This window comes from Actinosynnema sp. NPDC023794 (genome assembly GCF_040639675.1).
Lineage (GTDB): Bacteria > Actinomycetota > Actinomycetes > Mycobacteriales > Pseudonocardiaceae > Actinosynnema > Actinosynnema luteola.
This window is the reverse complement of the sequence record NZ_JBFAFR010000002.1, coordinates 51,178-75,006: the sequence shown is the minus strand read 5'-3', so window position 1 is coordinate 75,006 and position 23,829 is coordinate 51,178. Positions and strand designations below refer to the sequence as shown.

Genomic DNA, 23,829 nt, shown 5'->3' with positions numbered 1-23,829 from the left:
GCCCTCCCCTACACCGATACCAACGGGACGGACCACGTCAGGGTTACACCCTGGCCCTCGGCCGACTCGACCTCGCACGAGCCGTCCCACCTCGCGGCGCGCGCCGCCATGTTCACCAGGCCGCCGGTGTGCCTGCCCCGACCGGACGGCAGGCCTCCGCCGTCGTCGCGCACGACCAGCCGCAGGCTCGCCGCCGCCCGGTCCACCACCACCTCGACCTGGACGTTCTTCGCCGACGCGTGCCGCGCCGCGTTGGCCAGCGCCTCGCGCAACGTGGCCAGCAGGTCCGGCCGCACGTGGTCGGGCACCACCGAGTCGATCGGGCCGTCCATCGCCAGCGCCGGCTCGAAGCCGAGCAGCCGGGCCGACTCCTGCACCACCTTCATCAGCTGGGCGCGCAGGTCGGCCGCGCCGGCGGGCGGCTCCTGGAGCGAGAAGATGGTGCGCCGGATCTCCCGGATGGTCTGGTCGACCTCGGTGACGAAGTCCGCCAGCCGCTGGGCGACCAGCGGCTGCTCCACCAGCCCGTTCAGGCTCTGCAACCCCAGGCCGAGCCCGAACAGCCGCTGCACGACCAGGTCGTGCAGGTCGCGGGCGATCCGGTCGCGGTCCTCCAGCACGGCCAGCCGCCGCCCCGCGCCGGTGGCCCTGGTGAACTCCAGGATCAGCGCGGCCTGCCGGGCGAACGACTCGACCAGCGCCACGTCGGAGGCGTCGAACGCCCGCTGCCCACGCGCACGCGCCACCATCAGCACGCCGAGCACCCGTTGCCCGGCGGCGAGCGGCACGAACACCACGGGCCCGATCCGGCGCTGGTCGGGCAGCCCGTCGAGCACCTTGGCCTTGCCGGTCTCGAACACCTCGTGGGCCGGGCGGCCCTCGCCGGACGCGCTGAACCCGCGCACGTCGCCGTCCACCACCCGCGCGGCCAGCTCGCCCTGCACGTCGGGCAGCGCCAGCAGCGCGTTCACGCCGTCCGCGGCCAGGCGGGCGCGCACCGCGACCAGGCGCAGCGCGTCCCGGTCCGGTGTGCCGGTGAGCAGCGCGTTCGTCACCTCGTTCGACGCGCGCAGCCACACCTCCCGCTGCTGCGACTGCGCGTAGAGCCGGGCGTTCTCGATCGCGATGCCCGCCGCCGCGGCCAGGGCCACCACGAGCTCGCGGTCGGCGCGGGTGAAGTCGGTGCCGTCGGCCTTGTCGCTGAGGTAGAGGTTGCCGAACACCGCGCCGCGCACGTGCACCGGCACGCCGAGGAAGCCGGGGCCGGACGGGTCGAACGTCGTCGCCTCCGACCCGGTCTTGTCGAAGTCGGTGTTGTGGTGGCCGTCGTCGTAGGTGAACTCCAGCAGCTGCCGGGTCGGCCCGACCACGGCCAGCGCGCCGTACCGGGCGCCGACCAGGCCGCACGAGGACTCCACGATGCGCCGCAGCACGTCGGGCAGCGACAGGTCGCTGGCCAGCGAGACGACCGCGGCCAGCAGCCGGTGCAGCCGCTCCTGCGAGACGACCACCTCGGTGGTGCGGTCGGTCAGCTCGCGCAGCAGGCCGTCCAGCCGCGTCGCGGCGTTCGCGTCCGGGGATCCGGCCACCCGAGACCACCTCCGAGTCGGAGAGCCCGAGGTTATCGCCTCCGCCTAGGGGATGCGACGCCCGGACAGCACCTCCAGGTCGACGACCAGGAAGTGGTCGCCGCCGCCGACCCCGCGCGAGGCCAGCGGCAGCTGCCGCAGCCGGGCCAGCCGCGCCTGCTCCTCGACCTCGGTGACGTGCCCGACCGCCATCACCGACCAGCCGCGGGACAGGTCCGACGCGACGTCGTCGATCTGGAACGCCACGATGGTGTCGCGGGCGACGAGGGTGGCGCTGCCGTCCGGCACGCGCAGCACGACGCACTCGCCGTCGAGCACGAACACGACGGGGTGCACGACCGGCAGGGCCATGTGGGTGTACACGAGGCGGCCGATGGCGGCCGTGCCGAGCAGTTCCAGGCATTCCTCGCGGGACAGGACCTGAAGTCCAGCGGAGTCGTACATCGCACCTCTTCGTCACGCCCCAGTCGCTGGGATAAACGTTCGGCGCTGTGATCGTCGTTGCCTAGAGTCGGAAGTCCCGGCTTCGACACATCCCACCCGGATGGGGGATTTCCAGATGGCATCGCTCGACGTAACCGCGCTGCTGCGCCGCCTCGGCCTGCGCGAGGCGGAGCCACCCAGCGTGGCGGCGTTGACCCGGCTGCACCGGGCGTTCGCCGAACGGGTGCCGTACGAGACGGTGGAGATCCAGCTCGGTCGCGTGGCCTCGCTCGACCCGCTCGACTCGGCGGCCCGCGTGCTGGCCGGCCGCGGCGGGTACTGCTTCCAGCTCAACGGCGCGTTCGCCGAGCTGCTGCGCGCGCTCGGCTACCACGTGACCAGGCATCCCGGCGGCGTGCAGATGACGGCCGACGACGAGCCGAGCATCAGCCGCAGCCACCTCGCGCTCACCGTGCGCGACCTGCCGGACTCCGACGACGTCTGGCTGGTGGACGCCGGGCTGGGCGACGGGCTGCACTCGCCGTTGCCGCTGCGCGCGGGCGTCCACCGCCAGGGCCCGTTCGCGTTCGAGCTGGGGCCGTCCACGGCGGCGCCGGGCGCGTGGCGGTTGGGGCACGACGTGCGCGGGAGCTTCCACGCGATGCACTTCGCGCCGGACGAGGTCGGCCTCGACCACTTCACCGACCGGCACGTGCACCTGTCCACGTCGCCGGAGTCGGGGTTCGTGCGCACGTTCGGCGTGCTGCGGACCGACGCCGGGGGGTGGGACGTGCTGCGCGCGTTGACCCTGTCCCGGATCGAGGAGACCACCACCAGGACGGTGCTGGACGACCGGGCCGACTGGTTCACCGCCTTGGCCGACGTCTACGGCCTGGTCCTCGCCGAGTCCGACCGCGAACCGCTCTGGCGCAAGGCGGTGTCCCAGCACGAGGCACACCTGGCGGCGACCGCCCGGTCGGTCACACGATCGCGCCCCGACCGCCCGTGAAGTGCGTCACGTACCCCCGGTAGAGCTGCGGCGCGTGCCGCTTCAACGCCAGGTCGAGCAGGTCGTTGCCGGTGTCGTCGGCCAGCTGGACCCAGTGGCCGAACGGGGTCGTCGGCACGCTGCGGTACGTGGCGGCGAACGCCCTCGGGTCGTTCGGCGCGAGGTTGAGCCACAGCGTGGGCTTGGGCTTGGCGTCGTAGGACAGCGCCACCCCGGCCAGCTCGTACCAGGGCACGGCCCACGTCCTGCCCTTCTCCTCCCAGCGCAGGCCTTGCGGCTCGACCACGAGCCGGCGCAGCCGGGCCTTCCGCCGCCAGACGCCGCCGCCGATCAGGCCGCCGAGCGCGACCAGCGGCCCGACGAACATGGCCGCCAGGTGGCCGTCGGCGTACGACAGGAACATCAGCAGCACGCCGAACAGCGTGAAGCCGAGCTGGACCGCCAGCCCGGCACGTCGCTCGGCCCGGTTGCCGAAGGGAATCTCGATCTCTCTCACGACAACCCCACAGTGATGCCCTCGTCCTGCACCCCTCGGTACAGGTGCGGTGCGAACCCGAGCACGGCGCGCTCGACCACCGGGACCAACGCGGCCGCGTCGCCCAGCGGCAGCCGGTAGGCGCCGTCCTCGCGGGCCAGGTGCGCCATGTCGGCGTGCCGGTCCCGGAAAGCCTGGTGGTCGGCGGGCAGCAGGTCCAGCCTGACCATCGTCTTGCGCAGCACGGCGTCGGCCGGGTCGACGACCCGTTCCCGCGTCCGCGAGATCCGCACCGCGCCCAGCTCGTGCCACGCCACGGCCCACGGCGCGCCCCGCGGGTCGTCCCACCGCACGCCCGGGGTCTCGAACACGAGCTTGCGCGGCCGGGAGATCCTCTTCCAGTTGAGCACCGCGCCCAGCGCGATGCCCGTGAACGCGAGCCCGATGACCAGCGCGATCGTCCCGCCGACGCCCTCGCCGTCGGCGTACGCGCTCACCGCGCCGATGAGCGCCGCCACTCCGAGGCCGCCGGCGACCACACCGCCGATGATCACCCGACGGGTGTCGCGCGTGCCGATGTCCACCTCCACCGGCGTTGTCATACCCCCACCCCCTCGACCAGTCGATCAGCCGCAGCGTAGGGGTCCAGCTCACCCGCCACGACCCGTTTGGCCAGGGTTTCGAGGGCGGACGCGCCGCGCAATCCGCCGATCCGGGAACGCAGCCGCTCCAGCGCGATGGCCTCGATCTCGCCCGCGGCCCTGGTCGCGCGGCGTCGTGCCAGCTCACCGCGTTCCACGAGCCACGCGTGGTGCGCCTCGACGGCGTCCACGACCTCGTCCAGCCCTTCGGCGCGCGACGCGACCGTCTTCACCACGGGGGGCCGCCACGAGCCGCCTTCCCGCTCCCGGCGGCCCAGCGAGATCATGTGCTTGAGGTCGCGCGCGGTCTGGTCGGCGCCGTCGCGGTCGGCCTTGTTGACCACGAACACGTCGGCGATCTCCAGGACGCCCGCCTTCGCGGCCTGGACGCCGTCACCCATGCCGGGCGCGAGCAGCACGACCGTGGTGTCGGCCAGCGACACCACCTCGACCTCGGACTGGCCGACGCCGACCGTCTCGACCAGCACCACGTCGCAGCCCGCCGCGTCGAGCACGCGCAACGCCTGCGGCGTGGCCCAGGACAGCCCGCCCAGGTGACCGCGGGTGGCCATGGACCGGATGAACACGCCGGGGTCGGTGGCGTGCTCGCCCATCCGCACCCGGTCGCCGAGCAGCGCGCCGCCGGAGAACGGCGACGACGGGTCCACGGCCAGCACCCCGACCCGCCTGCCACGCCTGCGGTAGGCGGCGACCAGCGCGGACGTCGACGTGGACTTGCCCACGCCCGGCGCACCCGTCAAGCCGATGACCTGCGCGTTGCCGCAGAACGGCGCCAGCGCGCCCGCCACCTCGCGCAGCTGGGGGCCGGCGTCCTCGACGAGCGAGATCAGCCTGGCGACCGCGCGCGGTTGCCCTTCCCGCGCGCGGTCGACCAGCTCGGCTACGTCAACGGTGCGGCCCACTCCTCCAGATCCTAGGCAGCGGGGCCCTTGGGCACGCGGACGATCAGGGCGTCGCCCTGACCACCGCCGCCGCACAGGGCCGCCGCGCCGACGCCGCCGCCGCGCCGCTTCAGCTCCAGCGCCAGGTGCAGCGCGATGCGGGCGCCCGACATGCCGATCGGGTGGCCCAGCGCGATCGCGCCGCCGTTGACGTTGACCTTGTCCTCGGCCACGCCCAGCTCACGGGTGGAGACCAGGCCGACCGCGGCGAACGCCTCGTTGATCTCGACCAGGTCCAGGTCGGCCGGGTCGATGCCCTCCTTGGCGCACGCGGCCTTGATCGCGTTCGCGGGCTGCTCGTGCAGGCTGGCGTCGGGGCCGGCGACGACGCCGTGCGCGCCGATCTCGGCCAGCCAGGTCAGGCCCAGCTCCTCGGCCTTGGCCTTGCTCATCACGACCACGGCCGCCGCGCCGTCGGAGATCTGCGACGCCGAGCCAGCGGTGATCGTGCCGTCGGAGGCGAACGCCGGGCGCAACCTGGCCAGCGTCTCCACGGTCGTGTCGCCGCGCACGCCCTCGTCGGTGGCGACCAGCACCGGGTCGCCCTTGCGCTGCGGGATGGAGACGGGTGCGATCTCCTCGGCGAAGACGCCGTTCGCCGAGGCCTTGGCGGCCAGCTGGTGCGACCGGGCCGAGAACGCGTCCTGCTCCTCGCGGGTCAGGCCGTAGCGGGCGTTGAACTTCTCCGTGGAGGCGCCCATCGCGACCTGGTCGAACGCGCAGAACAGGCCGTCGTGCGCCATGTGGTCGATCATCGTGACGTCGCCGTACTTGAACCCGCCGCGCGACTTGGGCAGCAGGTGCGGCGCCTGCGTCATCGACTCCTGACCGCCCGCCACGACGACGTCGAACTCGCCGGCGCGGATCAGTTGGTCGGCCAGCGCGATCGCGTCGATGCCGGACAGGCACACCTTGTTGATCGTGAGCGCGGGCACGGTCATGGGGATGCCCGCGTTCACCGCGGCCTGGCGCGCCGGGATCTGGCCCGCGCCGCCGGTCAGCACCTGTCCCATGATCACGTACTGCACCTGCTCGGGCGCGACCCCGGCCCGTTCCAGGGCCGCCTTGATCGCGACGCCACCGAGCTGGGCGCCGGAGAAGTCCTTCAACGATCCGAGCAGTCGCCCCATCGGGGTTCGGGCCCCGGCGACGATGACGGAACCGGACACAGCGGCCTCCACAGCGGGTGTAAGCGGTTGTTAACTGGCCACGATACCCACGGTTACCACGGGGTAGCCGTGTGAGGCGTCGCACAGCGCGACCTGCACCGATTCGGCTACTAGCCTATCCGGCCATGGAAGAACTGCGCGGTTTCGTCACAGCCATCGACCACGTCGGCATCGCCGTGCCGGACCTCGACGCCGCGATCGCGTTCCACCGCGAGCACTTCGGCCTCGAGGTCGCGCACGAGGAGGTCAACGAGGAGCAGGGCGTGCGCGAGGCGATGCTGCGCGCGCCGGGCGACGACGGCACGGGCACCGCCGTGCAGCTGCTCGCGCCGCTGACGCCGGAGTCGACCATCGCGAAGTTCATCGGCCGGTCCGGGCCGGGGCTGCAGCAGCTGGCCTACCGGGTGTCCGATGTGGACGCGGCGGCGGAGGCGCTGCGCGGCAAGGGCTTGCGGCTGCTGTACGAGGCGGCGCGGCGCGGCACGTCCGACAGCCGGGTCAACTTCGTGCACCCCAAGGACGCGGGCGGAGTGCTGGTGGAGCTGGTCGAGCCCGCGGCGACCCACTAGGGCCGTCCGCTCCAGGGCCGCCGGCTACGGGCGTTCCAGGGCGGCGGCCACGAACGTCAGCTCCAGGTCCATCCGGTCGTCGTCCGGCGCGTGGCGGGCCACCGAGTGCCGGTAGCTGACCGCGAGGCCGAGCAGCGCGGAGGCGCTGTCGACGTCCTTCGCGGCCACCGCCGTGCCGCCGGCGGCGACGATGACGTGGCGGATCTGCCGCACCACCGACTGGTAGCGCTCGTGCAGCGCGTCGCGGACCGCCTTGTGCGTGTCCGCCTCACGCCACAGCAGGTGGCTGAGCAGCGGCGACGAGTCGAGCCGGGCGTCCAGCGCGGCGATGAGCCTGCGCAGGCTCTCCGCGATGTCCCCGACGACCACCACCCGGCGCGCGTCGACGTTGCCGTCCGGCAGGCGCTGCACGAGCGCCGCCAGCAGGTCGGTCTTGCGGCGGAAGTAGTAGTGCACGAGCCCTTTGGGCACGGCGGCCCGTTCGGCGATGCGCGAGGTCGGCGTCGCGTCGAAACCCGACTCGGCGAACAACTCCTCGGCCGCTCGCAGGATCCGTTCCCGGGCCGACGAGTCCTCTGCCAATGCCTGCGCCCTTTCCCGTTGGTCCGGGCCCACGGCGATCGGCCGCAGGCCCGGGTTGTCGTCACTCTCAGGCAGTGCCGGCGATCCGGCCGCCGTGCGCGGCGTTCGCCAGCGGCACCGCCATGGCGCCCGCCGCGACGGTCAGCACACCGCCGACCCACGAGACCCACGACGCCGCCATCAGGTCGCTGTAGCCGATCACCCACGGCGAGATGAACAGCAGCGCGCCGAGGACCATCTGGAACCACTCGCCGTACACCATCCCGGGCATCGCGAGCGACGCGAGGCCGTCGATGGCGATCAGTGCGCCGAGCACGATCATCGTCCACATGGCCCCGGTGGTCGTCTCCACCACCAGGGGCGAGAGCAGCACCAAGGCGCCGATGACGACCTCGGCCCAGTCCTGCCACCTGGTCCACGCCTTTGCCATGACTCGTACCTCCGTCCTCATCAATCGGACGACATCGATGCTCCGCTTGATTGGCCGCCCGGTCAAGACCGACCGATCGGGGGAAATGCCAGTGCGGTGGCTCACAGCGCGTGTTCTGAATCGGTTACCCGTGGGTAACCTCCGGCAACCTGCGTGGACCTCTAGAGCCCGCCACACCCGACCATCCCGAAGCCCCCATTGGGAGGGAACGCCGTGCAGAAGATCCTCGACGCGATCCTCGCGGACGAACTGGACGCGATCGGATCACTGGACGTACCGGAGAGCTACCGGGGCGTGACGGTGCACGCCGACGAGGTCAAGATGTTCGACGGCTTGGCCACCAAGGACAAGGACCCGCGCAAGTCGCTGCACGTCGACGAGGTCGCCACCCCGGAGCTCGGCCCCGGCGAGGCGCTGGTGGCCGTGATGGCGAGCGCCATCAACTACAACACCGTGTGGACCTCGATCTTCGAGCCGCTGTCCACGTTCGCGTTCCTGAAGAAGTACGGCGGCAGGCACGACCAGCCGTTCCACGTGGTCGGCTCCGACCTCGCGGGCGTGGTGCTGCGCACGGGACCGGGCGTGAACGCGTGGAAGCCGGGCGACCGGGTCGTCGCGCACTGCCTCGACGTGCAGCTGGAGCACCACGACGGGCACAGCGACACCATGCTCGACCCCGAGCAGCGCATCTGGGGCTTCGAGACCAACTACGGCGGCCTCGCCGAGATCGCGCTGGTCAAGGCCAACCAGCTGATGCCGATGCCCGCCCACCTGACGTGGGAGGAGGCGGCGTCACCCGGCCTGGTGAACTCCACCGCGTACCGGCAGCTCGTGTCCACCAACGGCGCGAACATGAAGCAAGGCGACACCGTGCTGATCTGGGGCGCGTCCGGCGGCCTCGGCTCCTACGCGACCCAGTTCGCGCTCAACGGCGGCGCCACCCCCGTGTGCGTGGTGTCGTCGCCGGAGAAGGCCGAGATCTGCCGGCGCATGGGCGCGGAGCTGATCATCGACCGCAGCGCCGAGGGCTACAGGTTCTGGAAGGACGAGCACGAGCAGGACGTCGGCGAGTGGAAGCGGCTCGGCGCGAAGATCCGCGAGCTGACCGGCGGCGACGACCCGGACATCGTGTTCGAGCACCCCGGCCGGGAGACGTTCGGCGCGTCGGTCTACGTGACGCGCAAGGGCGGCACGATCGTGACGTGCGCGTCCACCAGCGGGTACATGCACCAGTACGACAACCGGTACCTGTGGATGCACCTCAAGCGGATCGTCGGCTCGCACTTCGCGAACTACCGCGAGGCCTGGGAGGCCAACCGGTTGGTCGCCAAGGGGAAGATCCACCCGACACTGTCCAAGGTGTACTCCATGGAGGAGACCGGGCAGGCCGCGCACGACGTGCACCGCAACGCCCACCAGGGCAAGGTCGGCGTGCTGACGCTGGCGCCGGAGGAGGGCCTGGGCGTGCGCGACCACGAGCTGCGGGCCGCCCACCTGGACGCGATCAACCGTTTCCGGGGCGTCTAAAGCGAAATCACCCCCGATGTGCGGCGCTCGGGTGACCGCCGCACATCGGGAGCGGGTAGCGTGAGCGACATGGGCCTCGCCGACGACCGTGACCTCGTCCCCCTGGGATCCGGCTTCGACATCGTCAAGCGCGGGTACGACCGCGCCCAGGTCGAGGACCACCTGGAACGCCTCGACTCCGACCTGCGCCTGCTCGCGGCCGACCGGGACGCGGCGGTCTCGCAGACCAACGACCTGGCCCGCCAGCTCGAGGCGGCCCGGTCGGAGATCGCCGAGCTGCGCGGTCAGGTGGAGCGGCTGTCGCTGCCGCCGACCACGTTGGAGGGCCTGAGCGAGCGGTTGCAGCGGATGCTGCGCCTCGCGCAGGACGAGGCGAACGAGATCAAGGCGCGGGCCGAGGCCGAGGGCGGGCACATCCGCGCCAAGGCCGAGGCCGACGCGGGGGTGCTGCGCACCCGGTACGAGAAGCTGATCGCCGAGCTGGACCAGCGGCGCGCCGACATGGAGGCCGAGCACCGGGGCGTGCTGGAGACGGCGCGCGCCGAGGCCGACCGGGTGGTCGGCGAGGCCCGCGCCGAGGCCGCCCGGTTGGACGAGGAGTCGCTCCAGCGCCGGACCACGGTCGAGGAGGACTTCGAGATCGCGATGGCGGCCCGGCGGGTCGAGTCGATGAAGACGCTGGCCGAGCAGGAGGCAGCGTCGAAGGGCGAGGCCGAGCGGCGGTTGCGCGAGGCGGCGGAGGAAGCCGCGCGCGTGCGTGCCCAGATCGCGCAGGAGCAGGCCGCGTCGAACGCCGAGGCGCAGCGCTTGGTGCGCGAGGCGACCGAGGAGGCCAACCGGCGGCGGCACGACTCCGTCAGCGAGGCCACGGCCCGCGTGCAGGAGGCGACCGACGAGGCGAACCGCCGGGTGCGCGAGGCGACGGAGGAAGCGAACCGCCGCGTCACCCAGGCGAGTCAGAAGGTGGACGCCCTCCGCCAGCTCCGCAACCGGCTGTCCCAGCAGCTGCACGCCGTGAGCTCGGCCCTGCACGACGTGACCCCCCTCCTGGACCCGCTGGAGGAGGAGCGCCCGCAGCAACCCACCGCCCCCGCGCCCGCCACCAGCGCACCTTCCACCTCCGCCGACTCCACTCCCTCCACCGGCTCCACTCCCTCCGCCGGCGCACCTCCCACTGGCGCACCCACCGCCGGCGCCACCGCCGCCAAGCCACCGTCCTCACCGAAGTCGGCCTCCACCCCCACCGAGGCCACCTCCGACGCCACCCCGGCCCCCGCTCCCGACGGCCCGACCCAAAAGATCGCGCGCCCGAACCCGAAGGCCCAAGCCAGCAAGCGCTAACCCCCACCCCGCGCGAGTCCTACGTCCAGGACGTGTGTGTCCTACGTTCAGGACCCCTGAATTCAACGCTCAGGACGCGCCGTCACACACCGACGCGCCGTCGCCAGTCCAGAACGGCGGCGGCGAACGCGTCCGGCGCCTCCAGGGGCGTGAGGTGGCCGACGCCCGGCAGCTCGGCGTACTCGCCCTTCCGGAGCACCCCGGCCAGCTCGCGGGCCAACGCGGGCGGCGTGAGCGCGTCGTGCTCCCCCACCAGCACCAACGCCGGCACGTCCACCTCCGCCAGCACCCCGGCCGAATCCGGCCGCGCGGCCATCGCCCGCTGCGCCCACACCACCTCCGCCGGGTCCTGGTCGAGGATCAACTCACGCACCCTCGCCACCACGGCGTCGTCCGGCGCCGGTCCGAGGAGCCCGCTCACGACCGTGTCCGGCACCCAGCCGAGACCCTCCGCCTCGACCCGTGCGGCCATCGTCAGCCGGTTCGCCCGCCCCTCCTCCGTGTCGGCGCCGGCGCGCGTGTCGGCCAGCACGAGCCCGGCCACCCGGGACGGGTCGCGCCGCAGCACGGCCATCGCCACGTACCCGCCCATGGAGCACCCGCCGAGCACCGCCCGCTCGATCCCACGGTCGTCGAGCAACCGCAGCACGTCGTCCGCAACAGCCACCAGATCGGGTGAACGATCGCCGCCGCGCTGGTCCGGCGTGATCGGTTTCAGCAGGTGACGCACCCCGTCCCACATCCGTGAGTCGAACGGGAAGGCGTGCAGGAGGACGAGCGGAGCGGATTCCATACCCGGAATTGTCGGACCCCGGAGCTAGCTTCGTCGCATGACCTCCACGCCCGAACCGGACGAGCTGCGCACCGACCGCCTCGTGCTCAGACGCGTCGGCCCCGCTGACGTGCGCGCGGCGATCGCGGTGCTGTCGGATCCGGCGACGAACCGCTTCAACCCGTCGGGGCCACCGTCGGCGGAGCAGGCGGCGAAGATGCTGGCCGAGTGGCAGCTCCACTGGGCGCACGACGGCATCGGGTACTGGGCGGTGGAGCTGCAGGAGACCGGCGAGGTCATCGGCTTCGGCGGCCTGCGGCACCACGAGCTGGACGGCGAGCGGACGTTGAACCTGTTCTACCGGTTCCGCCCCCGGCACTGGGGGCGCGGCTACGCACCGGAGATGGCGCGCGCGGCCATCGACTGGGCGGGCCGGGCGCGACCGGACCGTCCGATCACGATCATCACCGACCCCGGCAACACGCCCTCCCAGCGCGTCGCGGAGAAGCTGGGCTTCGCGCACGTGGGCGACAGCCGGACCGCCGAGGGTCCGGTGCTGGTCTGGCGGCGTCAGGAGGTCGCGATGGCCGTCTGATGCTGCTCGTGAGGGCCGGACCAGGTGCGCGGCAACGGCGTGGGCACCTCGGGTACGGCCGCGGACACGATCGCGTCCAGCACCTCTTCGGTGTACCCGACCATGAGGTGCTTGGCGCCGGGGAAGTCGATGACGTCCGCGGTCGGGAGCTCCGCGCCGAACCGCCGCTTGGCCTCGGCTGGTGGCAGGTAGGTGTCGAACTCGGGCACCAGGCACACGACCGGCTTGCCCGCACGCGTCCACGTCCGCAAGTGCTCGGCCTGGCTCCACCGCAGAGGAGGTGAGATCAACACGGCGCCCTCGACCACCGGCACACACCCGTGCATGAGTGCGAGGTCGGTGCCGAACGACCAGCCGACCAGCCACACCGAGGGCAACCCGCGCTCGACCGCGAACGCCAGGGCGGCAGCCACATCCAGCCGCTCGCCCACGGCGTGGTCGAACGCGCCCTCACTGCACCCGGCCGCGCTGGTCGTGCCCCGCGTGTTGAACCTCAGCACCGCGAGGCCGGCCAGCGCGGGCAACCGCCACGCCGCCTTGCGGTAGAGGTGGGAGTCCATCATCCCGCCGCGCGTCGGCAACGGGTGCAACAACACCACGGTGGCCAACGGCTCCCGGTCGACCGGCAACGCCAACTCGCCAACCAACGCGAGCCCGTCCGACGTCCACAACCTCACCGCTTCCCGGCGTGCCGGGAGCACGGTGTTGGCCCTGATCGGAACGTCACCACCCACAGCGACATCGTGCCACCAACCACCCCGCGCACCGCCTCCTCACCCATCGCCTGACTGGCGGCGACCGGCCCAGTGGGACCGGGCGTAGCTGGCCTGGGCGAGGGCTTGGCCGGGCAGGATCGGCGCGGCTGCGTTAAGCCCGCGCGGCTGGGCTCGGCCGGGCTGTGCGATGCGGGGGTTGTGGCGTCGGGATTGTGGCGCGAGTCAGCCGGCCAGCCGGCCCACCCGGCCGTCCACCCGTCCAACTGGCCATCCCGCCGGTTCCCGTCCATCCGGCCGTTCGCGATCCCATTCGGCGGTCCCGCCGTCGATCAGCTCGCCCCGCCCGTCAATACAGAGCGTTACCAGCGGCGGGTGGTGGGGCCTCGGCGGCGGCGGGAGGCCCAGCAGCCCTGGTGCCAGTGGCGGCGGTCTTCTACCGAGCCGTAGTCGCCGGCGGGCCAGGCGACGATGTGCGGGGTGCCCGGGCGGATCTCGTGGTCACAACCTGGGCAGCGGTAGGTCTTGGTTGTGGCGCTGCCGGAGACGGTGCGCACCAGCCACTCGCCGTCCGAGGCGCTCTCGGCGCGCGCCCAACCGTGCCCACCGATGGGTGAGGGCTCGTCAGGGCGTTGCTGGCGGTTACGACGTGGCACGAGAAGCGAGGGTATCCGGGCTCGCCCTGGGTGATCGCCTACGGTCCACTGGGTGAGCAAGTGGCAACGGGTCGTATTAACCCTTCTTCTGATGACCGAAGTGGCCGTGACCCTCGTGCCGGTAGTGCGTGGGCTGCTCTTCGAGCCCTCCCTGCCGGACGTCGTCGCCGGTGACGAGGGACGACAGGTCCTGCACGAGGGGGACGTGCCGGTCGGCCAGCCGCGCGGGCTCCGGCAGGGCGTCCTGCTGGGTGCGACGATGTTGATGCTGGTCACGGCACTGTCGGCGTTGGCGCCGGTGTGGTTGCGGTCCAGCTCGCGGATGTGGGTGGCGACGTTCGCCGGCACCCACCTGGCCGCCGCCGGCCTGGGTTGGGTGCACGGCCTGCCGCTGTTGACCCTGCTCGCCGCGGTGTCAGCAGTTGGGGTGCCCTTGCTGGTGCTCGCACCGCCGCGCCAGGGAGAATGAGCGACGTGCCAACCTACGAATTCCGTTGCAAGGCGTGCGGCTCGACCTTCGACGTGAAGCGCTCGATGGACGAGGCCTCCGCGCCCGCGCCGTGCCCGAACGGCCACGACGACACCGTGAAGCTGCTCTCCATGGCCGGTCTGGGCGGCAAGGCCAACGCGCCCGCCGGCGGTGCCGGTGGTGGGGGCGGGTGCTGCGGCGGCGGCTGCTGCAGCTGACCCGGCCGACCCCACGGCCAGCGGCCTGGGCCGGCTCCAGCCCAGGTCCAGGCCCGGTCCAGGTGCGGGATCAAGCCCAGGTCCAGGCCAAGCCGCACGCCAAGGTGCGGACGGTCGAACGCGCCACCCGACCCGAGCCCGGTCGAACGCGTGCCGAACCCGCTCGACCTGCGCCGCGCCTCGACCGGTCCTACCCCCACCCGCGCCAAGCGAACCGGTGGTCACCGGAGCAAGCCGGAACGCCGCAACGGGCCGAACGTGACTCAGACGGTCGGTTCCTTCTCCAGCAGCACCTCGGCCACCTTCTTGCCCTGGTCGCAGATCGCGCCGAACCGGGCCGACCCGTCGATCACGATGATCCCGAGCCCGCCACCGGCGTAGTCCATCACCAGCACGCACGACGGCTGCACGGACGTGTCCGTCGTCCGGTCGAAGTAGGTCACCTTCCGGTCACCCAGGTCGAACTCGCCGTTGTTCTGCTCCAACGTGATCGACCGCCCCTCGCGGAACCGCAAGGTCACGCCCACGTCCAGCGAACCCACCGACGTCTGCCACTTGCACGACTGGTCGAACTCCGAGTCGTAACCGGTCTCCGTCGGCTCGGCGTCCTTGTCCGGCACCTCGTAGGGCAGGTCCTTCCACCCGATCAACGCGCAGATGTCGCCGACGTCCCCGCTCGGCTCACCGGACGGGTCCGCGGACCCCGTCGGCGTGCGCGGGGCCGACGTGAACGGCGGGTCGACGTCGAGCACCTGCTCCGCCACCGGGGTGCCGTTGACCGTGTACGCGCAGGCGCTCGTCAGACCGAACGCCGCCACCAGGAGCGAGATCACCACACGCCGCATGGTGACCACGATGCCAAACGCCGAAACCCGACACGCCATCAGCCCGCACAACGTGCCCCTCAGGACACGTAGTCGCGGAAACCCTTGCCCGTCTTGCGCCCCAGCCGCCCGGCCTTCACCAGGTGCTCCAACAGCGGCGCGGGGGCGAACCCGGCCTCGCGGAACTCCAGGTACAGGCTCCGCTCGATGGCCAGCGACACGTCCAGCCCGACCACGTCCAGCAGCTCGAACGGCCCCATCGGCAACGAGCAGCCGACCTTCATCGCGTTGTCGATGTCGTCGGCCACCGCGTAGTGCGCCTCCAGCATCTTCACCGCGTCGTTCAGGTACGGGAACAGCAGCGCGTTCACGATGAACCCGGCGCGGTCCCCGCAGTGCACCGGCACCTTGCCCAGGTCGAGGCACACGCGGCGCGCCGTGGCCACGACATCGGCCGACGTCGAGATCGTCTCCACGACCTCCACCAGCTTCATCACCTGCGCCGGGTTGAAGAAGTGCAGCCCGACGACGTCACCGGGCCGGTCGGTGGCCGCGGCGCACTCGATCACCGGCAGCGAGGACGTCGTGGTCGCCAGCACCGCACCCGGCTTGCACACCTCGTCCAGCGCCTCGAACACCGCCTTCTTGATCGCCAGCTCCTCGGCCACCGCCTCGACCACCAGGTCGCAGTCGGCCAGGCCCGCGAAGTCGACGACGGGCGTCACCCGGGCCAGCGCGGCGTCCCGGTCCCCCGCCGACAACCTGCCCCGCGAGACCGCCTTCTCCAACGACTTGCGCACCTTGCCCACCGCCGCGTCGGCCTTCTCCTCCGAACGCGCCCGCAGCACCACGTCGTACCCGCGCTTGGCGAACACCTCGACGATCCCCGTGGCCATCGTCCCGGTGCCGATCACACCGACCCGCTGCACCTCACGCGTGGCCTCACCCTCCGCCGAAGCGACCGGCGTGAGGACGTCCGGCACGACGACCGGCGAGTCCGGCCCGTCGTAGGTGTAGAAGCCGCGCCCGCTCTTGCGCCCCAGCAACCCCGCCGTGATCATCTGCTTCAACAGCGGCGCCGGCGCGTGCAGCCGGTTGCGCGACTGGTGGTACATCGTGTCCAGGATCTCGTACGCCGTGTCCAGCCCGATGAGGTCGAGCACGGCCAGCGGACCCATGGGGTAGCCGCACCCGTACCGCATGGCCGCGTCGAGGTCTTCCCTTGTCGCGTAACGGGATTCGTACATCCGCACCGCGTGGTTGAGGTACCCGAACAGCAGCGCGTTGGCGATGAACCCCGCCCGGTCCCCGATGACGACAGGCGACTTGCCCAGCCCTTCGGCGAACGCGACCACGTCGGTCACCACGTCCGGCTCGGTGACGACCGTGCGGATCACCTCGACCAGCTTCAACACGGGCGCGGGGTTGAAGAAGTGCAGGCCGACCACCTTGCCCGGCCGTCCGGTGTGGACACCGATCTCGGTGATCGACAGCGACGAGGTGTTCGACGCGAGCACGACGTCCGGGCCGCAGATCCGGTCCAGCTCCTCGAACACGGCGGCCTTGAGCTCCATCCGCTCCGGCACCGCTTCGATCACCAGGTCGACACCGGCCAGCGCGTCCAACGACGTGGCGTAGGAGATGCGGGCCAACGTCGCGTCACGCTCGTCCGACGACAACTTGCCGCCCGCCACCGCGCGGTCCGTCGAGTGGTCCAGGTGGCCGCGACCGCGAGCCAGGCCCGCCTCGTCCACGTCGACCGCCACCACGGTGATGCCGGTCCGGGCGAGGACTTCGGCGATACCGGCGCCCATCGTGCCGAGACCGACGACACCGACCGTGTTGAACTGGCGCGTCACTGTTGACCTCCCACTCGCCGGAGTGGCTACCGAACGGTAACTTGTCCGCGACTATCCCACGGCCGTCACGCATCGTTCGCGTGAGCTTCACCATCCGTATCGAGCAAGTAATCGGTCCAGGCGCCTCTCACCAGCTCATTCGTCGAACCGCCGCGCGGCGAGTTCCTCCACCCTCCGCACGGCTTCCGCCGCGTCGGCGCCCGAAGCCACCACCTCCACCCGGGCGCCGCCCGGCGCGCCCAACCCCATCAACGCCAGCACGCTCTTGGCGTCCGCCGACTCCTCCCCGAACCGCACCACCACCGACGCGTCCAACGAGTCCAACGCCCGCACCACCAACGCCGCCGGCCGCGCGTGCAACCCCACCGAGTTCGTCAGCTCCACGCCCGCCCGCACGACATCCCCCTCCGCGACCGACGCCACCGACGCCGCCGAGACGGTCCCGGCAGTCGACGCCGCCGCGGCCACCTCCGCCAACCCGGCCCCGCCCTGCGCCCGAACCGCCGCCGCCACCGCACCCTCGACCAACGGCGCGTCCACCACGACGACGGACCCTTCCGCCTCCTCAGCGGCCATGTCGGCCACCATCTTCGCGCTGCCGAGATCGAACAGGACCACCACTCCAGACCCGGAATCGGCCTGCGCGATGGCCTCGCCGACGGCCACGTAGTCCGTGCCCAGGCCACCCGCCCCGTCACCACCGGACGGCACGATCGCCACCCTCGGGGCCATCTGCCCGGCCAACTCGGCCACACCCGCGGCCAACTGCCGGCTGTGCGACACCACGACGAGCCCGATCACCGCGCCCTCCCCGCCAACGTCCGCAACAACAACGCCGTCGACCGCGCGCCCGGGTCCAGGTGCCCGGCACTGCGCTCACCCAGGTACGACGCACGGCCCTTCCGCGCCACCATCGGCACCGTCGAATCGGCGCCCAGCTCAGCCGCGTCGGCAGCCGCCCCCAACACCTCCGCCACTCCGCCGCCGGTCGCCGCCACCGACTCCGCGGCGGCCACCGCGGGTGTCAGCGCGTCCACCATCGTCTTGTCGCCCAACGCCGCCTTCCCCCGCGCCACCACCCCCTCCAACGCCGCCCGCAACGCCGCCGCCACCGCCGCACCGTCCACCGAAGCGACATCGCCCACCGACGTCGCCGCACGCAGGAACGCCGTCCCGTACAACGGCCCCGCGGCACCGCCCACCGTCGAGATCAACGTCGTGGCCGCCAACCTCAGCACCCCGCCGGGCGACGACGGCACCTCGTCCAGTTTGGACTCCAACGCCCTGAACCCCCGGGCCATGTTCTCGCCGTGGTCGCCGTCGCCGATCTCGCGGTCCAACCGGATCAATTCCTCGCGGTGCTCGACCACGACCGCCGCCACCGCCCGCATCGCCTCCGCGACAGACTCCGCCGTGCAGTCCATCAGACGCCCCACCGCAGCGCCGGGGTGTGCACGGGCGCGTCCCACAACTCGATCATCTCGTCGTCCAGCTTCAACACCGTCAAGCTCATCCCCTGCATCTCCAGACTGGTGATGTACGGCCCGACCAACCGCCGCTCCACGACGACGCCCCGCTCCGCCAACAACCGCTCCGCGATCCCGTGCGCCAAGTACAGCTCGATCAACGGCGTCCCGCCCATCGAGTTCGTGAACAACAGGACCCGGTCGCCCTCGGCGAACGGCAGGTCCTCCAGCACCGGATCGAGCAGGGCCCTCACCATCTCGTCCGCCGACCCCACCGCGACCCGCCTGCGCCCCGGCTCACCGTGGATCCCGATCCCCAGCTCCATCTCGTCGTCGGCCAGCGTGAACGACGGCTCCCCCGCGTGCGGCACCGTGCAGGCCGTCAACGCCAACCCCATCGACCGCACCTGCCCGACGACCCGCCGCGCCAACGCCTCGCAGCCGTCCAGGTCGACCCCTCGTTCCGCCGCGGCCCCGACGATCTTCTCCAGCAAGACCGTCCCACCGACACCACGCCGCCCGGCCGTGTACAGCGAGTCCTTCACCGCGACGTCGTCGTCGATGACAACCGTCCGCACGTCCACGCCGTCAGCCGCCGCCAGCTCGCCGGCGGTCTCGAAGTTGAGCACGTCACCCGTGTAGTTCTTCACGATCAACAACGCGCCCGCGCCACCGTCGGTCCGCGCCACGGCCGCCGCCACCTGATCGGGTGTGGGCGACGTGAACACCGCGCCGGGACAGGCCGCGTCGAGCATCCCCCGCCCGACGAACCCGCCGTGCAACGGCTCGTGCCCGGAACCCCCGCCCGAGATGACGGCCACCTTCCGCGACACCGGCGCGTCCGCCCGCAACACCACCGCCGGGTCGTACTGGACCTCCAGCAAGTCGGCGTGCGCGAGCGCCATGCCGCGCAACGCGTCGACCACCACGGTCGCCGGATCGTTGATGATCTTCTTCACGGGTGGACCTCCCGATCGACGCTGATCACCCCATTACTACTCCACCGCGAGCGGCCCGGAAAGCGGAAGCTACGGTGAGGCAACCCTAAGAACAGCAGGTCAGTGACCTGGAGTAGCGGAGGAACCTCGGAGTGTCGAACACCAGGATCGCGGCGCTGCTGGCAGCCGCCCTCACCCTCGCCGCGTGCGGCCAGACCGAGACGCCGGCGGACAGACCCGCGGTGGCCCAGGGCGGTTCGGAGTTCGGCAAGGCGGGCGAGAAGAGCGCCGGCTTCGGGACCGACGCCCAGCCCGGCCAGTTCCCCCGCACCATCAAGCACGCCATGGGCGAGACCGTGATCGAGAAGCGCCCGGAACGCGTCGTCGTCCTCGACGGCGGCGAGCTGGACAACGTCGTCGCCCTGGGCATCAAGCCGGTGGGCGTCGCCTACCCGGACGGCGCGCCCACCATGCCCGGCTACATCGGCGACAAGGCGGGCAACCCGGAGGACGTCGGCGGCATCACCAGCCTCAACCTGGAGACGATCGCCAAGCTCCAGCCCGACCTCATCATCGGCTCGCAACTGCGCGCCGAGCAGCAGTACCCGAAGCTCTCGGAAATCGCACCGACCGTCTTCGCCGCCCGCCCCGGCTACACGTGGAAGGAGAACTTCCGCCTGAACGCCGCCGCCCTCGACCGCTCCACCGAGGCCGAGAAGCTCATCAGCGACTACGAGACCCACGCCAAGCGGGTCGGCGAGACCATCGAGTCCAAGGCGGGCAAGCGCCCCACCGTCACCATGCTCCGCTTCATGCCGGGCAAGATCAGGCTCTACGCCAAGAAGAGCTTCATCGGCACGATCCTGATCGACGCGGGCATCCCCCAACCCCAAGCCAGCCAGGTGGACGACCTGGCCGTCGAGGTCAGCACCGAACAAATCGCCCAAGCGGACGCCGACTGGATCCTCATCGGCACCTACGGCGACCAGGCCAAGACCGCCCAAGCCCAAGTCCTCGGCGGCCCCCTGTGGCAAACCCTGACCGCCGTCGAATCCGACCACGCCAAGCCCGTCCCCGACGAAACCTGGTTCCTGGGCCTGGGCGTCCTCGCCGCCGAAGAAGTCCTCACCGACCTCGAACGAACCCTCTCACCCTGATCGAGATCCACCCAGCGCCCAAACCCGCAACCACCCCCACACAGTCACCCCACCGACAACAGACCCGCCGCACACCCACCGAGGCCCGATTTGACACGGGTTCGGGTGCCATGGGCTGGTCGAGGCCGGGCAGGCTTGGCGGACGCTCTTCCCCCGCCAAGCCTGCCCGGCTTTGGCTGCCTGGGATGCCCGTTAGGGGCCCATGTCACATCGAACCGGACTTGACCCCCGAGCGTTCAACTCGGGCATTCCGAACGTAGGACTCTCACGACCTGAACGTTCGACACGCGCGACCTGAGCGTTCGACTCTCGCGACCTGAGCGTTCGACACGCGCGGTCAGCGGCCGTAGAGGACGCGGACCAGCCGCACCACGTGCCGGATCGTGCGAGACCCGCGGTCGTACGTCATCGGGTTCAGCAGGGCCCCGAACCGCTTCCGCGTCACCGAGTGGGCATAGGCGAACTCCCGCAGCCCGTCGTCCCCGTGAATCCGCCCGAACCCCGAATCGCCCACCCCGCCGAACGGCAACCCGGGCACCGACGCGTACGCCAGCACCGAGTTGATCGACACCATCCCGCACCGCAGCTTGTCCGCCAACTCCTCGCCCCGGTTCCGCGAGTACACCGACGCACCGAGCCCGAAGGCCAGCGAGTTGGCCCGCCGAACCGCCTCGTCCGCATCGGCCACCCTCGTCACCACCAACGTCGGCCCGAACGTCTCCTCGGTCACCGCGGTCGAGTCATCGGGCACGTCCACCAGCACCACCGGCTCGACGTACGGCGGCCGGATCGACTCCAACCCGCCGACCACCGCCCGCCCGCCCCGCTCCAACGCATCGGCCACGTGCGACTGGATCACGTCGACCTGCTTGGGCATGGTGATCGGCCCGAAGTGCGCGTCAGCCTCACCACCGGGCCGCAACTTCTTCGCCTTCTCCACCACCAACCCGATGAACTCGTCGTACACCGCGTCGGCCACGTAGACCCGCTCGACCCCGGCGCACGTCTGCCCGGAGTTGAAGATCCCGCCCCACACCGCGCCGTCCGCCGCCGCCCGGACGTCGGCGTCCTCGGCCACGATCAGCGGATCCTTGCCGCCGCACTCCACCAACACCGGCGTCAACGACGCCGCGCACGCCGCCATCACCTTCTTGCCCGTCGCCGTCGACCCGGTGAACGCCAGCTTGTCCACCCCGGAGGTGCACAACGCCGCGCCGGTCTCACCGAACCCCGTCACCACCTGCAGCACCGGGAACTCCGGCACCACCTCGCCGAACGTCGACGCCAGGAACACCCCGACCCCCGGCGTGAACTCCGACGGCTTGAACACCACCGCGTTCCCCGCCGCCAACGCGTACGCGATGGACCCCATCGGCGTGAACGCCGGGTAGTTCCACGGCCCGATCACGCCGACCACGCCCAACGGCCGGTACTCCAACGTCGCCGCGTGGTTGTACATCAACATCCCGGGCGCGACCTTGCGCTTGCCCAGCACCTTGGGCGCGTGCTTCGCCGCCCAGTGCAGGTGGTCGATCACCAGCGCCAGCTCGGCCCGCGCGTCGTCGGCGGACTTGCCGGTCTCGGCGCTGATCAGCACCTGGAACTCGTCCAACCGCTTGAGCAGCAGCTTGCGCCACGCGTCCAACCGCGCCCGCCTGCCGTCGAACCCGAGCTCCGCCCAGAACGCCGCCGCGTCCCGAGCCACCCGCACGGCCTCCCGGACGTCGTCCTCCGACTTCACCACGTGGTGGGCGACGACCTCACCCGTGCGGGGGTCGAGCGAGGCGAACCTCCGCTGCCCGTCGTCGGCCCGCGCCGGAGTGGTGGGAACGGTCTGCGTCATCGGACCCTCCTAGCACGAACACGAACACGGGGGTTACTCGACAGTAACGGGTAACGGGGGGTGATGTCAGCCCCCGTTCAGCCCTTCGGGATCTTGCCGAGGATCGACTTGGCGAACGTCACGGCCGCCGCGCAGCGGTCGAACTCGGTCGCCTTCGGCGCGGCCGACTTGACCTGGACGATCTCGCCCTCGTTGTCCGAGCCGGCCAGCTGCACCCACTTGACCTCGCACGACGGGAACGCCGTGCTGTTCGACACCTGGTAGCCGACCACGCCGCCACCCAGGTCGACCTCGGTCTGCTTGTCGTCGAACGAGCGGTCGTCGGGGATGTAGGTCTCGCGGAACGCCAGCGTCAGCTCGCGATCGTCGCCGACCCAGGCGCAGTTGTGCAGCCCGTACGGGTACACACGGTAATCGGCGCCCGCCGCCGCGTCGACCGCCGCCTTGTCCGGCACGGCGCACGGGTCGAGCGTGATCAGCGAGCCCTTGGCGGGCGTCCGGGTCGCCGAGCGCTCCTTGATCTGCTTGACCACCGCCTCGGCCATCTCACGCCCCGGCGCGCAGGCGTCGCCGTCCTCGTACCCGATCTGCACCGTCAGACCCAGCCCCGGCTCCTCCTGCGTGATCACCGAGACGAAGCACGCGCTGTTCTCCAGCACCTGCTCGTAGCTGCGCAGGCCGGCGAGCTGCTTGTCGGCGTTCTTCAGCTCGCTGGTCATGGTCTGGCCGACCTCGACGGTGACGGCCAGGTCCTTGCCACCCTTGTCCTTCATGAAGTTCGAGCACCGGCTGAACCCGCTGCGCGACCGGTCGCCGGGCGTGCCGAACCGCTTCAGCACGTCCTCGTCGAGCAGCTCGCACGGGTCGGTCAGCCGCAGCTTGTCCGCGGCGAAGGCCGGGTCGACCGGCTGGCCGTTCGCGGGCGGCGGCGACTTCTGGCTCGACCCGCCCGGGTCCGAGACGTTCTCGGCGTCGGCCGGGATCGTGGTGCGCGGGAACTTCTGCTTGGCCAGATCCGCCCCGGCACAGCCGGCCAGCAGCAGGATCAAGCTCAACACGGCGACGAGACGGGGCACGGGTGCACGGTAGCGACCGAGTGCTCCATTCGTGGCACGAACCCTGTGTCCGTCCTCACTACCGCCCTCGGGAACGATTCAGAAGGTCGACGCGCTGAACCAGGTGACCCCGATGAACCGGACCGAGAGGACCACCGCATGCGCGACCGAATCCGACCCGGCATCCGCCGCGCCGTCCGCTGGCTCGACACCTGGACGGTCGAGGCGTTCAACCCGGTCTACCCGAAGCGCTGACCGGGGCTTCACCCCTCCGACCCCGGCGGCGGCCCGGACGCCAGGTCCGACACGTCGGGCTTGTCGGGCACGACGACCGGCCGCCAGGTCGCCCAGGCGGCGAACACCGCCGCCAGCGCGATCATGCCCACGCCGGTCCACAGGTTGATGTTGAGCCCATCGGCCTTGGCCAGGTCGGCCTCGTCGGTGAAGCCGAGCCCGACCACCAGCAGCACCACGCCGTAGACGGCGAACAGCACCGCGATCACCAGTCGCAGGTCGAACAGACCGGCCTTGTGCGCCACGACGACCT

27 protein-coding genes are annotated in these 23,829 nt (G+C 71.5%); 8 read left to right on the top strand and 19 right to left on the bottom strand.

The features are described from left to right. Positions 1–8: 8 nt before the first annotated feature. Together AB0H12_RS04835 and AB0H12_RS04830 are read right to left on the bottom strand one after the other, a co-directional pair. Positions 9–1,589 carry a GAF domain-containing sensor histidine kinase gene (locus tag AB0H12_RS04835; protein WP_499620906.1) on the bottom strand — a complete coding sequence of 527 codons (1,581 nt, stop codon included), beginning with the start codon at positions 1,587–1,589 and terminating at the stop codon, positions 9–11. Between the two features lie 45 nt (positions 1,590–1,634). Next, positions 1,635–2,033 (bottom strand): pyridoxamine 5'-phosphate oxidase family protein, encoded by a 399-nt coding sequence (locus tag AB0H12_RS04830; RefSeq protein WP_230567858.1) that lies wholly within the window; start codon positions 2,031–2,033, stop codon positions 1,635–1,637. A gap of 115 nt (positions 2,034–2,148) precedes the next feature. Between AB0H12_RS04830 and AB0H12_RS04825 the strand changes: the two genes are divergently transcribed. Beyond that, on the top strand, positions 2,149–3,021 hold the full coding sequence (locus AB0H12_RS04825; RefSeq protein ID WP_499620905.1) for an arylamine N-acetyltransferase family protein: 873 nt from the start codon (positions 2,149–2,151) through the stop codon (positions 3,019–3,021). Here the strand turns inward: AB0H12_RS04825 and AB0H12_RS04820 are convergent. The 4 genes from AB0H12_RS04820 to AB0H12_RS04805 are packed head-to-tail and all read right to left on the bottom strand — an operon-like array spanning position 2,993 to position 6,268. Further along, entirely contained in the window at positions 2,993–3,517 is a 525-nt protein-coding gene (locus AB0H12_RS04820; RefSeq protein ID WP_499620904.1) for a hypothetical protein, read from the bottom strand. The two genes, AB0H12_RS04825 and AB0H12_RS04820, sit on opposite strands and share 29 nt — an antisense overlap. Next, positions 3,514–4,098, bottom strand: a complete 585-nt coding sequence (locus AB0H12_RS04815; protein ID WP_499620903.1) for a hypothetical protein — start codon at positions 4,096–4,098, stop codon at positions 3,514–3,516. The genes AB0H12_RS04820 and AB0H12_RS04815 overlap by 4 nt, the downstream gene beginning before the upstream one ends. Next, positions 4,095–5,060: a methylmalonyl Co-A mutase-associated GTPase MeaB gene (meaB, locus tag AB0H12_RS04810; RefSeq protein ID WP_499620902.1), complete on the bottom strand. Its 966-nt coding sequence runs from the start codon at positions 5,058–5,060 to the stop codon at positions 4,095–4,097. Before meaB ends, AB0H12_RS04815 begins: the two co-directional genes overlap by 4 nt. An 11-nt stretch (positions 5,061–5,071) precedes the next feature. Continuing rightward, positions 5,072–6,268, bottom strand: coding sequence for an acetyl-CoA C-acetyltransferase (locus tag AB0H12_RS04805; protein ID WP_499620901.1), 1,197 nt, complete (start codon positions 6,266–6,268; stop codon positions 5,072–5,074). Positions 6,269–6,393: 125 nt separating this feature from the next. Between AB0H12_RS04805 and mce the strand changes: the two genes are divergently transcribed. Further along, a complete protein-coding gene (gene mce / locus AB0H12_RS04800) occupies positions 6,394–6,837 on the top strand; it encodes a methylmalonyl-CoA epimerase (protein ID WP_499620900.1) in 444 nt (147 codons plus the stop codon). Positions 6,838–6,861: 24 nt separating this feature from the next. On the opposite strand, the gene AB0H12_RS04795 is transcribed toward mce, so the two are convergent. Next, a complete protein-coding gene (locus AB0H12_RS04795) occupies positions 6,862–7,419 on the bottom strand; it encodes a TetR/AcrR family transcriptional regulator (protein WP_499620898.1) in 558 nt (185 codons plus the stop codon). A 67-nt stretch (positions 7,420–7,486) separates the two neighbouring features. Further along, complete coding sequence (locus AB0H12_RS04790) at positions 7,487–7,849, bottom strand: SPW repeat protein (RefSeq protein ID WP_499620897.1); 363 nt, start codon at positions 7,847–7,849, stop codon at positions 7,487–7,489. A gap of 213 nt (positions 7,850–8,062) precedes the next feature. Here AB0H12_RS04790 and ccrA point away from each other — a divergent pair, with 213 nt between their 5' ends. Beyond that, the gene (ccrA, locus tag AB0H12_RS04785) at positions 8,063–9,376 is read left to right on the top strand and encodes a crotonyl-CoA carboxylase/reductase (RefSeq protein ID WP_499620895.1); all 1,314 of its coding nucleotides are present in this window, start codon (positions 8,063–8,065) and stop codon (positions 9,374–9,376) included. 69 nt (positions 9,377–9,445) lie between these two features. Then, the gene (locus tag AB0H12_RS04780; RefSeq protein WP_499621762.1) at positions 9,446–10,717 is read left to right on the top strand and encodes a chromosome segregation protein; all 1,272 of its coding nucleotides are present in this window, start codon (positions 9,446–9,448) and stop codon (positions 10,715–10,717) included. A gap of 82 nt (positions 10,718–10,799) precedes the next feature. On the opposite strand, the gene AB0H12_RS04775 is transcribed toward AB0H12_RS04780, so the two are convergent. Beyond that, a complete protein-coding gene (locus tag AB0H12_RS04775) occupies positions 10,800–11,510 on the bottom strand; it encodes an alpha/beta fold hydrolase (protein WP_499620894.1) in 711 nt (236 codons plus the stop codon). Positions 11,511–11,547: 37 nt separating this feature from the next. Here AB0H12_RS04775 and AB0H12_RS04770 point away from each other — a divergent pair, with 37 nt between their 5' ends. Then, a complete protein-coding gene (locus tag AB0H12_RS04770) occupies positions 11,548–12,084 on the top strand; it encodes a GNAT family N-acetyltransferase (protein WP_499620893.1) in 537 nt (178 codons plus the stop codon). Here the strand turns inward: AB0H12_RS04770 and AB0H12_RS04765 are convergent. Next, the gene (locus AB0H12_RS04765) at positions 12,060–12,818 is read right to left on the bottom strand and encodes an alpha/beta hydrolase (RefSeq protein WP_499620892.1); all 759 of its coding nucleotides are present in this window, start codon (positions 12,816–12,818) and stop codon (positions 12,060–12,062) included. The two genes, AB0H12_RS04770 and AB0H12_RS04765, sit on opposite strands and share 25 nt — an antisense overlap. Before the next feature lie 341 nt (positions 12,819–13,159). After that, complete coding sequence (locus AB0H12_RS04760) at positions 13,160–13,453, bottom strand: Rv1322 family protein (protein ID WP_499620890.1); 294 nt, start codon at positions 13,451–13,453, stop codon at positions 13,160–13,162. Positions 13,454–13,544: 91 nt separating this feature from the next. On the opposite strand from AB0H12_RS04760, the gene AB0H12_RS04755 reads away from it, so the two are divergent. Further along, complete coding sequence (locus AB0H12_RS04755) at positions 13,545–13,922, top strand: hypothetical protein (protein ID WP_499620889.1); 378 nt, start codon at positions 13,545–13,547, stop codon at positions 13,920–13,922. A 5-nt stretch (positions 13,923–13,927) separates the two neighbouring features. Then, positions 13,928–14,140, top strand: a complete 213-nt coding sequence (locus AB0H12_RS04750) for an FmdB family zinc ribbon protein (RefSeq protein ID WP_498775049.1) — start codon at positions 13,928–13,930, stop codon at positions 14,138–14,140. 263 nt (positions 14,141–14,403) lie between these two features. Here AB0H12_RS04750 and AB0H12_RS04745 read toward each other — a convergent pair whose 3' ends face one another. The 5 genes from AB0H12_RS04745 to dhaK form a co-directional block, all read right to left on the bottom strand. Continuing rightward, positions 14,404–14,985 (bottom strand): DUF3558 family protein, encoded by a 582-nt coding sequence (locus AB0H12_RS04745; protein ID WP_499620888.1) that lies wholly within the window; start codon positions 14,983–14,985, stop codon positions 14,404–14,406. A gap of 59 nt (positions 14,986–15,044) precedes the next feature. Continuing rightward, positions 15,045–16,823 (bottom strand): 3-hydroxyacyl-CoA dehydrogenase family protein, encoded by a 1,779-nt coding sequence (locus AB0H12_RS04740; RefSeq protein ID WP_499620886.1) that lies wholly within the window; start codon positions 16,821–16,823, stop codon positions 15,045–15,047. A gap of 135 nt (positions 16,824–16,958) precedes the next feature. Beyond that, the gene (gene dhaM / locus AB0H12_RS04735) at positions 16,959–17,624 is read right to left on the bottom strand and encodes a dihydroxyacetone kinase phosphoryl donor subunit DhaM (RefSeq protein ID WP_499620884.1); all 666 of its coding nucleotides are present in this window, start codon (positions 17,622–17,624) and stop codon (positions 16,959–16,961) included. Beyond that, the gene (gene dhaL, locus AB0H12_RS04730; protein WP_499620882.1) at positions 17,621–18,247 is read right to left on the bottom strand and encodes a dihydroxyacetone kinase subunit DhaL; all 627 of its coding nucleotides are present in this window, start codon (positions 18,245–18,247) and stop codon (positions 17,621–17,623) included. The genes dhaM and dhaL overlap by 4 nt, the downstream gene beginning before the upstream one ends. After that, the gene (dhaK, locus tag AB0H12_RS04725) at positions 18,247–19,248 is read right to left on the bottom strand and encodes a dihydroxyacetone kinase subunit DhaK (RefSeq protein ID WP_499620881.1); all 1,002 of its coding nucleotides are present in this window, start codon (positions 19,246–19,248) and stop codon (positions 18,247–18,249) included. Before dhaK ends, dhaL begins: the two co-directional genes overlap by 1 nt. A 131-nt stretch (positions 19,249–19,379) precedes the next feature. Here dhaK and AB0H12_RS04720 point away from each other — a divergent pair, with 131 nt between their 5' ends. Further along, positions 19,380–20,384 (top strand): ABC transporter substrate-binding protein, encoded by a 1,005-nt coding sequence (locus tag AB0H12_RS04720; RefSeq protein ID WP_499620879.1) that lies wholly within the window; start codon positions 19,380–19,382, stop codon positions 20,382–20,384. Positions 20,385–20,721: 337 nt separating this feature from the next. On the opposite strand, the gene AB0H12_RS04715 is transcribed toward AB0H12_RS04720, so the two are convergent. The 3 genes from AB0H12_RS04715 to AB0H12_RS04705 form a co-directional block, all read right to left on the bottom strand. After that, complete coding sequence (locus AB0H12_RS04715; RefSeq protein WP_499620878.1) at positions 20,722–22,227, bottom strand: aldehyde dehydrogenase family protein; 1,506 nt, start codon at positions 22,225–22,227, stop codon at positions 20,722–20,724. 77 nt (positions 22,228–22,304) lie between these two features. Next, a complete protein-coding gene (locus AB0H12_RS04710) occupies positions 22,305–23,303 on the bottom strand; it encodes a DUF3558 domain-containing protein (protein ID WP_499620877.1) in 999 nt (332 codons plus the stop codon). A gap of 242 nt (positions 23,304–23,545) precedes the next feature. Beyond that, positions 23,546–23,821: a hypothetical protein gene (locus tag AB0H12_RS04705; protein WP_499620876.1), complete on the bottom strand. Its 276-nt coding sequence runs from the start codon at positions 23,819–23,821 to the stop codon at positions 23,546–23,548. Positions 23,822–23,829 lie beyond the last annotated feature (8 nt).

Bases quoted from the DNA above. Each gene is read 5' to 3' on its own strand.
- AB0H12_RS04780 (WP_499621762.1), top strand. From the start codon at position 9,446: ATGGGCCTCGCCGACGACCGTGACCTCGTCCCCCTGGGATCCGGCTTC.
- AB0H12_RS04715 (WP_499620878.1), bottom strand. From the start codon at position 22,227: ATGACGCAGACCGTTCCCACCACTCCGGCGCGGGCCGACGACGGGCAG.
- AB0H12_RS04815 (WP_499620903.1), bottom strand. From the start codon at position 4,098: ATGACAACGCCGGTGGAGGTGGACATCGGCACGCGCGACACCCGTCGG.
- mce (WP_499620900.1), top strand. From the start codon at position 6,394: ATGGAAGAACTGCGCGGTTTCGTCACAGCCATCGACCACGTCGGCATC.
- AB0H12_RS04745 (WP_499620888.1), bottom strand. From the start codon at position 14,985: ATGCGGCGTGTGGTGATCTCGCTCCTGGTGGCGGCGTTCGGTCTGACG.
- AB0H12_RS04755 (WP_499620889.1), top strand. From the start codon at position 13,545: ATGACCGAAGTGGCCGTGACCCTCGTGCCGGTAGTGCGTGGGCTGCTC.
- AB0H12_RS04775 (WP_499620894.1), bottom strand. From the start codon at position 11,510: ATGGAATCCGCTCCGCTCGTCCTCCTGCACGCCTTCCCGTTCGACTCA.
- dhaL (WP_499620882.1), bottom strand. From the start codon at position 18,247: ATGGACTGCACGGCGGAGTCTGTCGCGGAGGCGATGCGGGCGGTGGCG.
- AB0H12_RS04770 (WP_499620893.1), top strand. From the start codon at position 11,548: ATGACCTCCACGCCCGAACCGGACGAGCTGCGCACCGACCGCCTCGTG.
- AB0H12_RS04790 (WP_499620897.1), bottom strand. From the start codon at position 7,849: ATGGCAAAGGCGTGGACCAGGTGGCAGGACTGGGCCGAGGTCGTCATC.
- AB0H12_RS04825 (WP_499620905.1), top strand. From the start codon at position 2,149: ATGGCATCGCTCGACGTAACCGCGCTGCTGCGCCGCCTCGGCCTGCGC.
- AB0H12_RS04830 (WP_230567858.1), bottom strand. From the start codon at position 2,033: ATGTACGACTCCGCTGGACTTCAGGTCCTGTCCCGCGAGGAATGCCTG.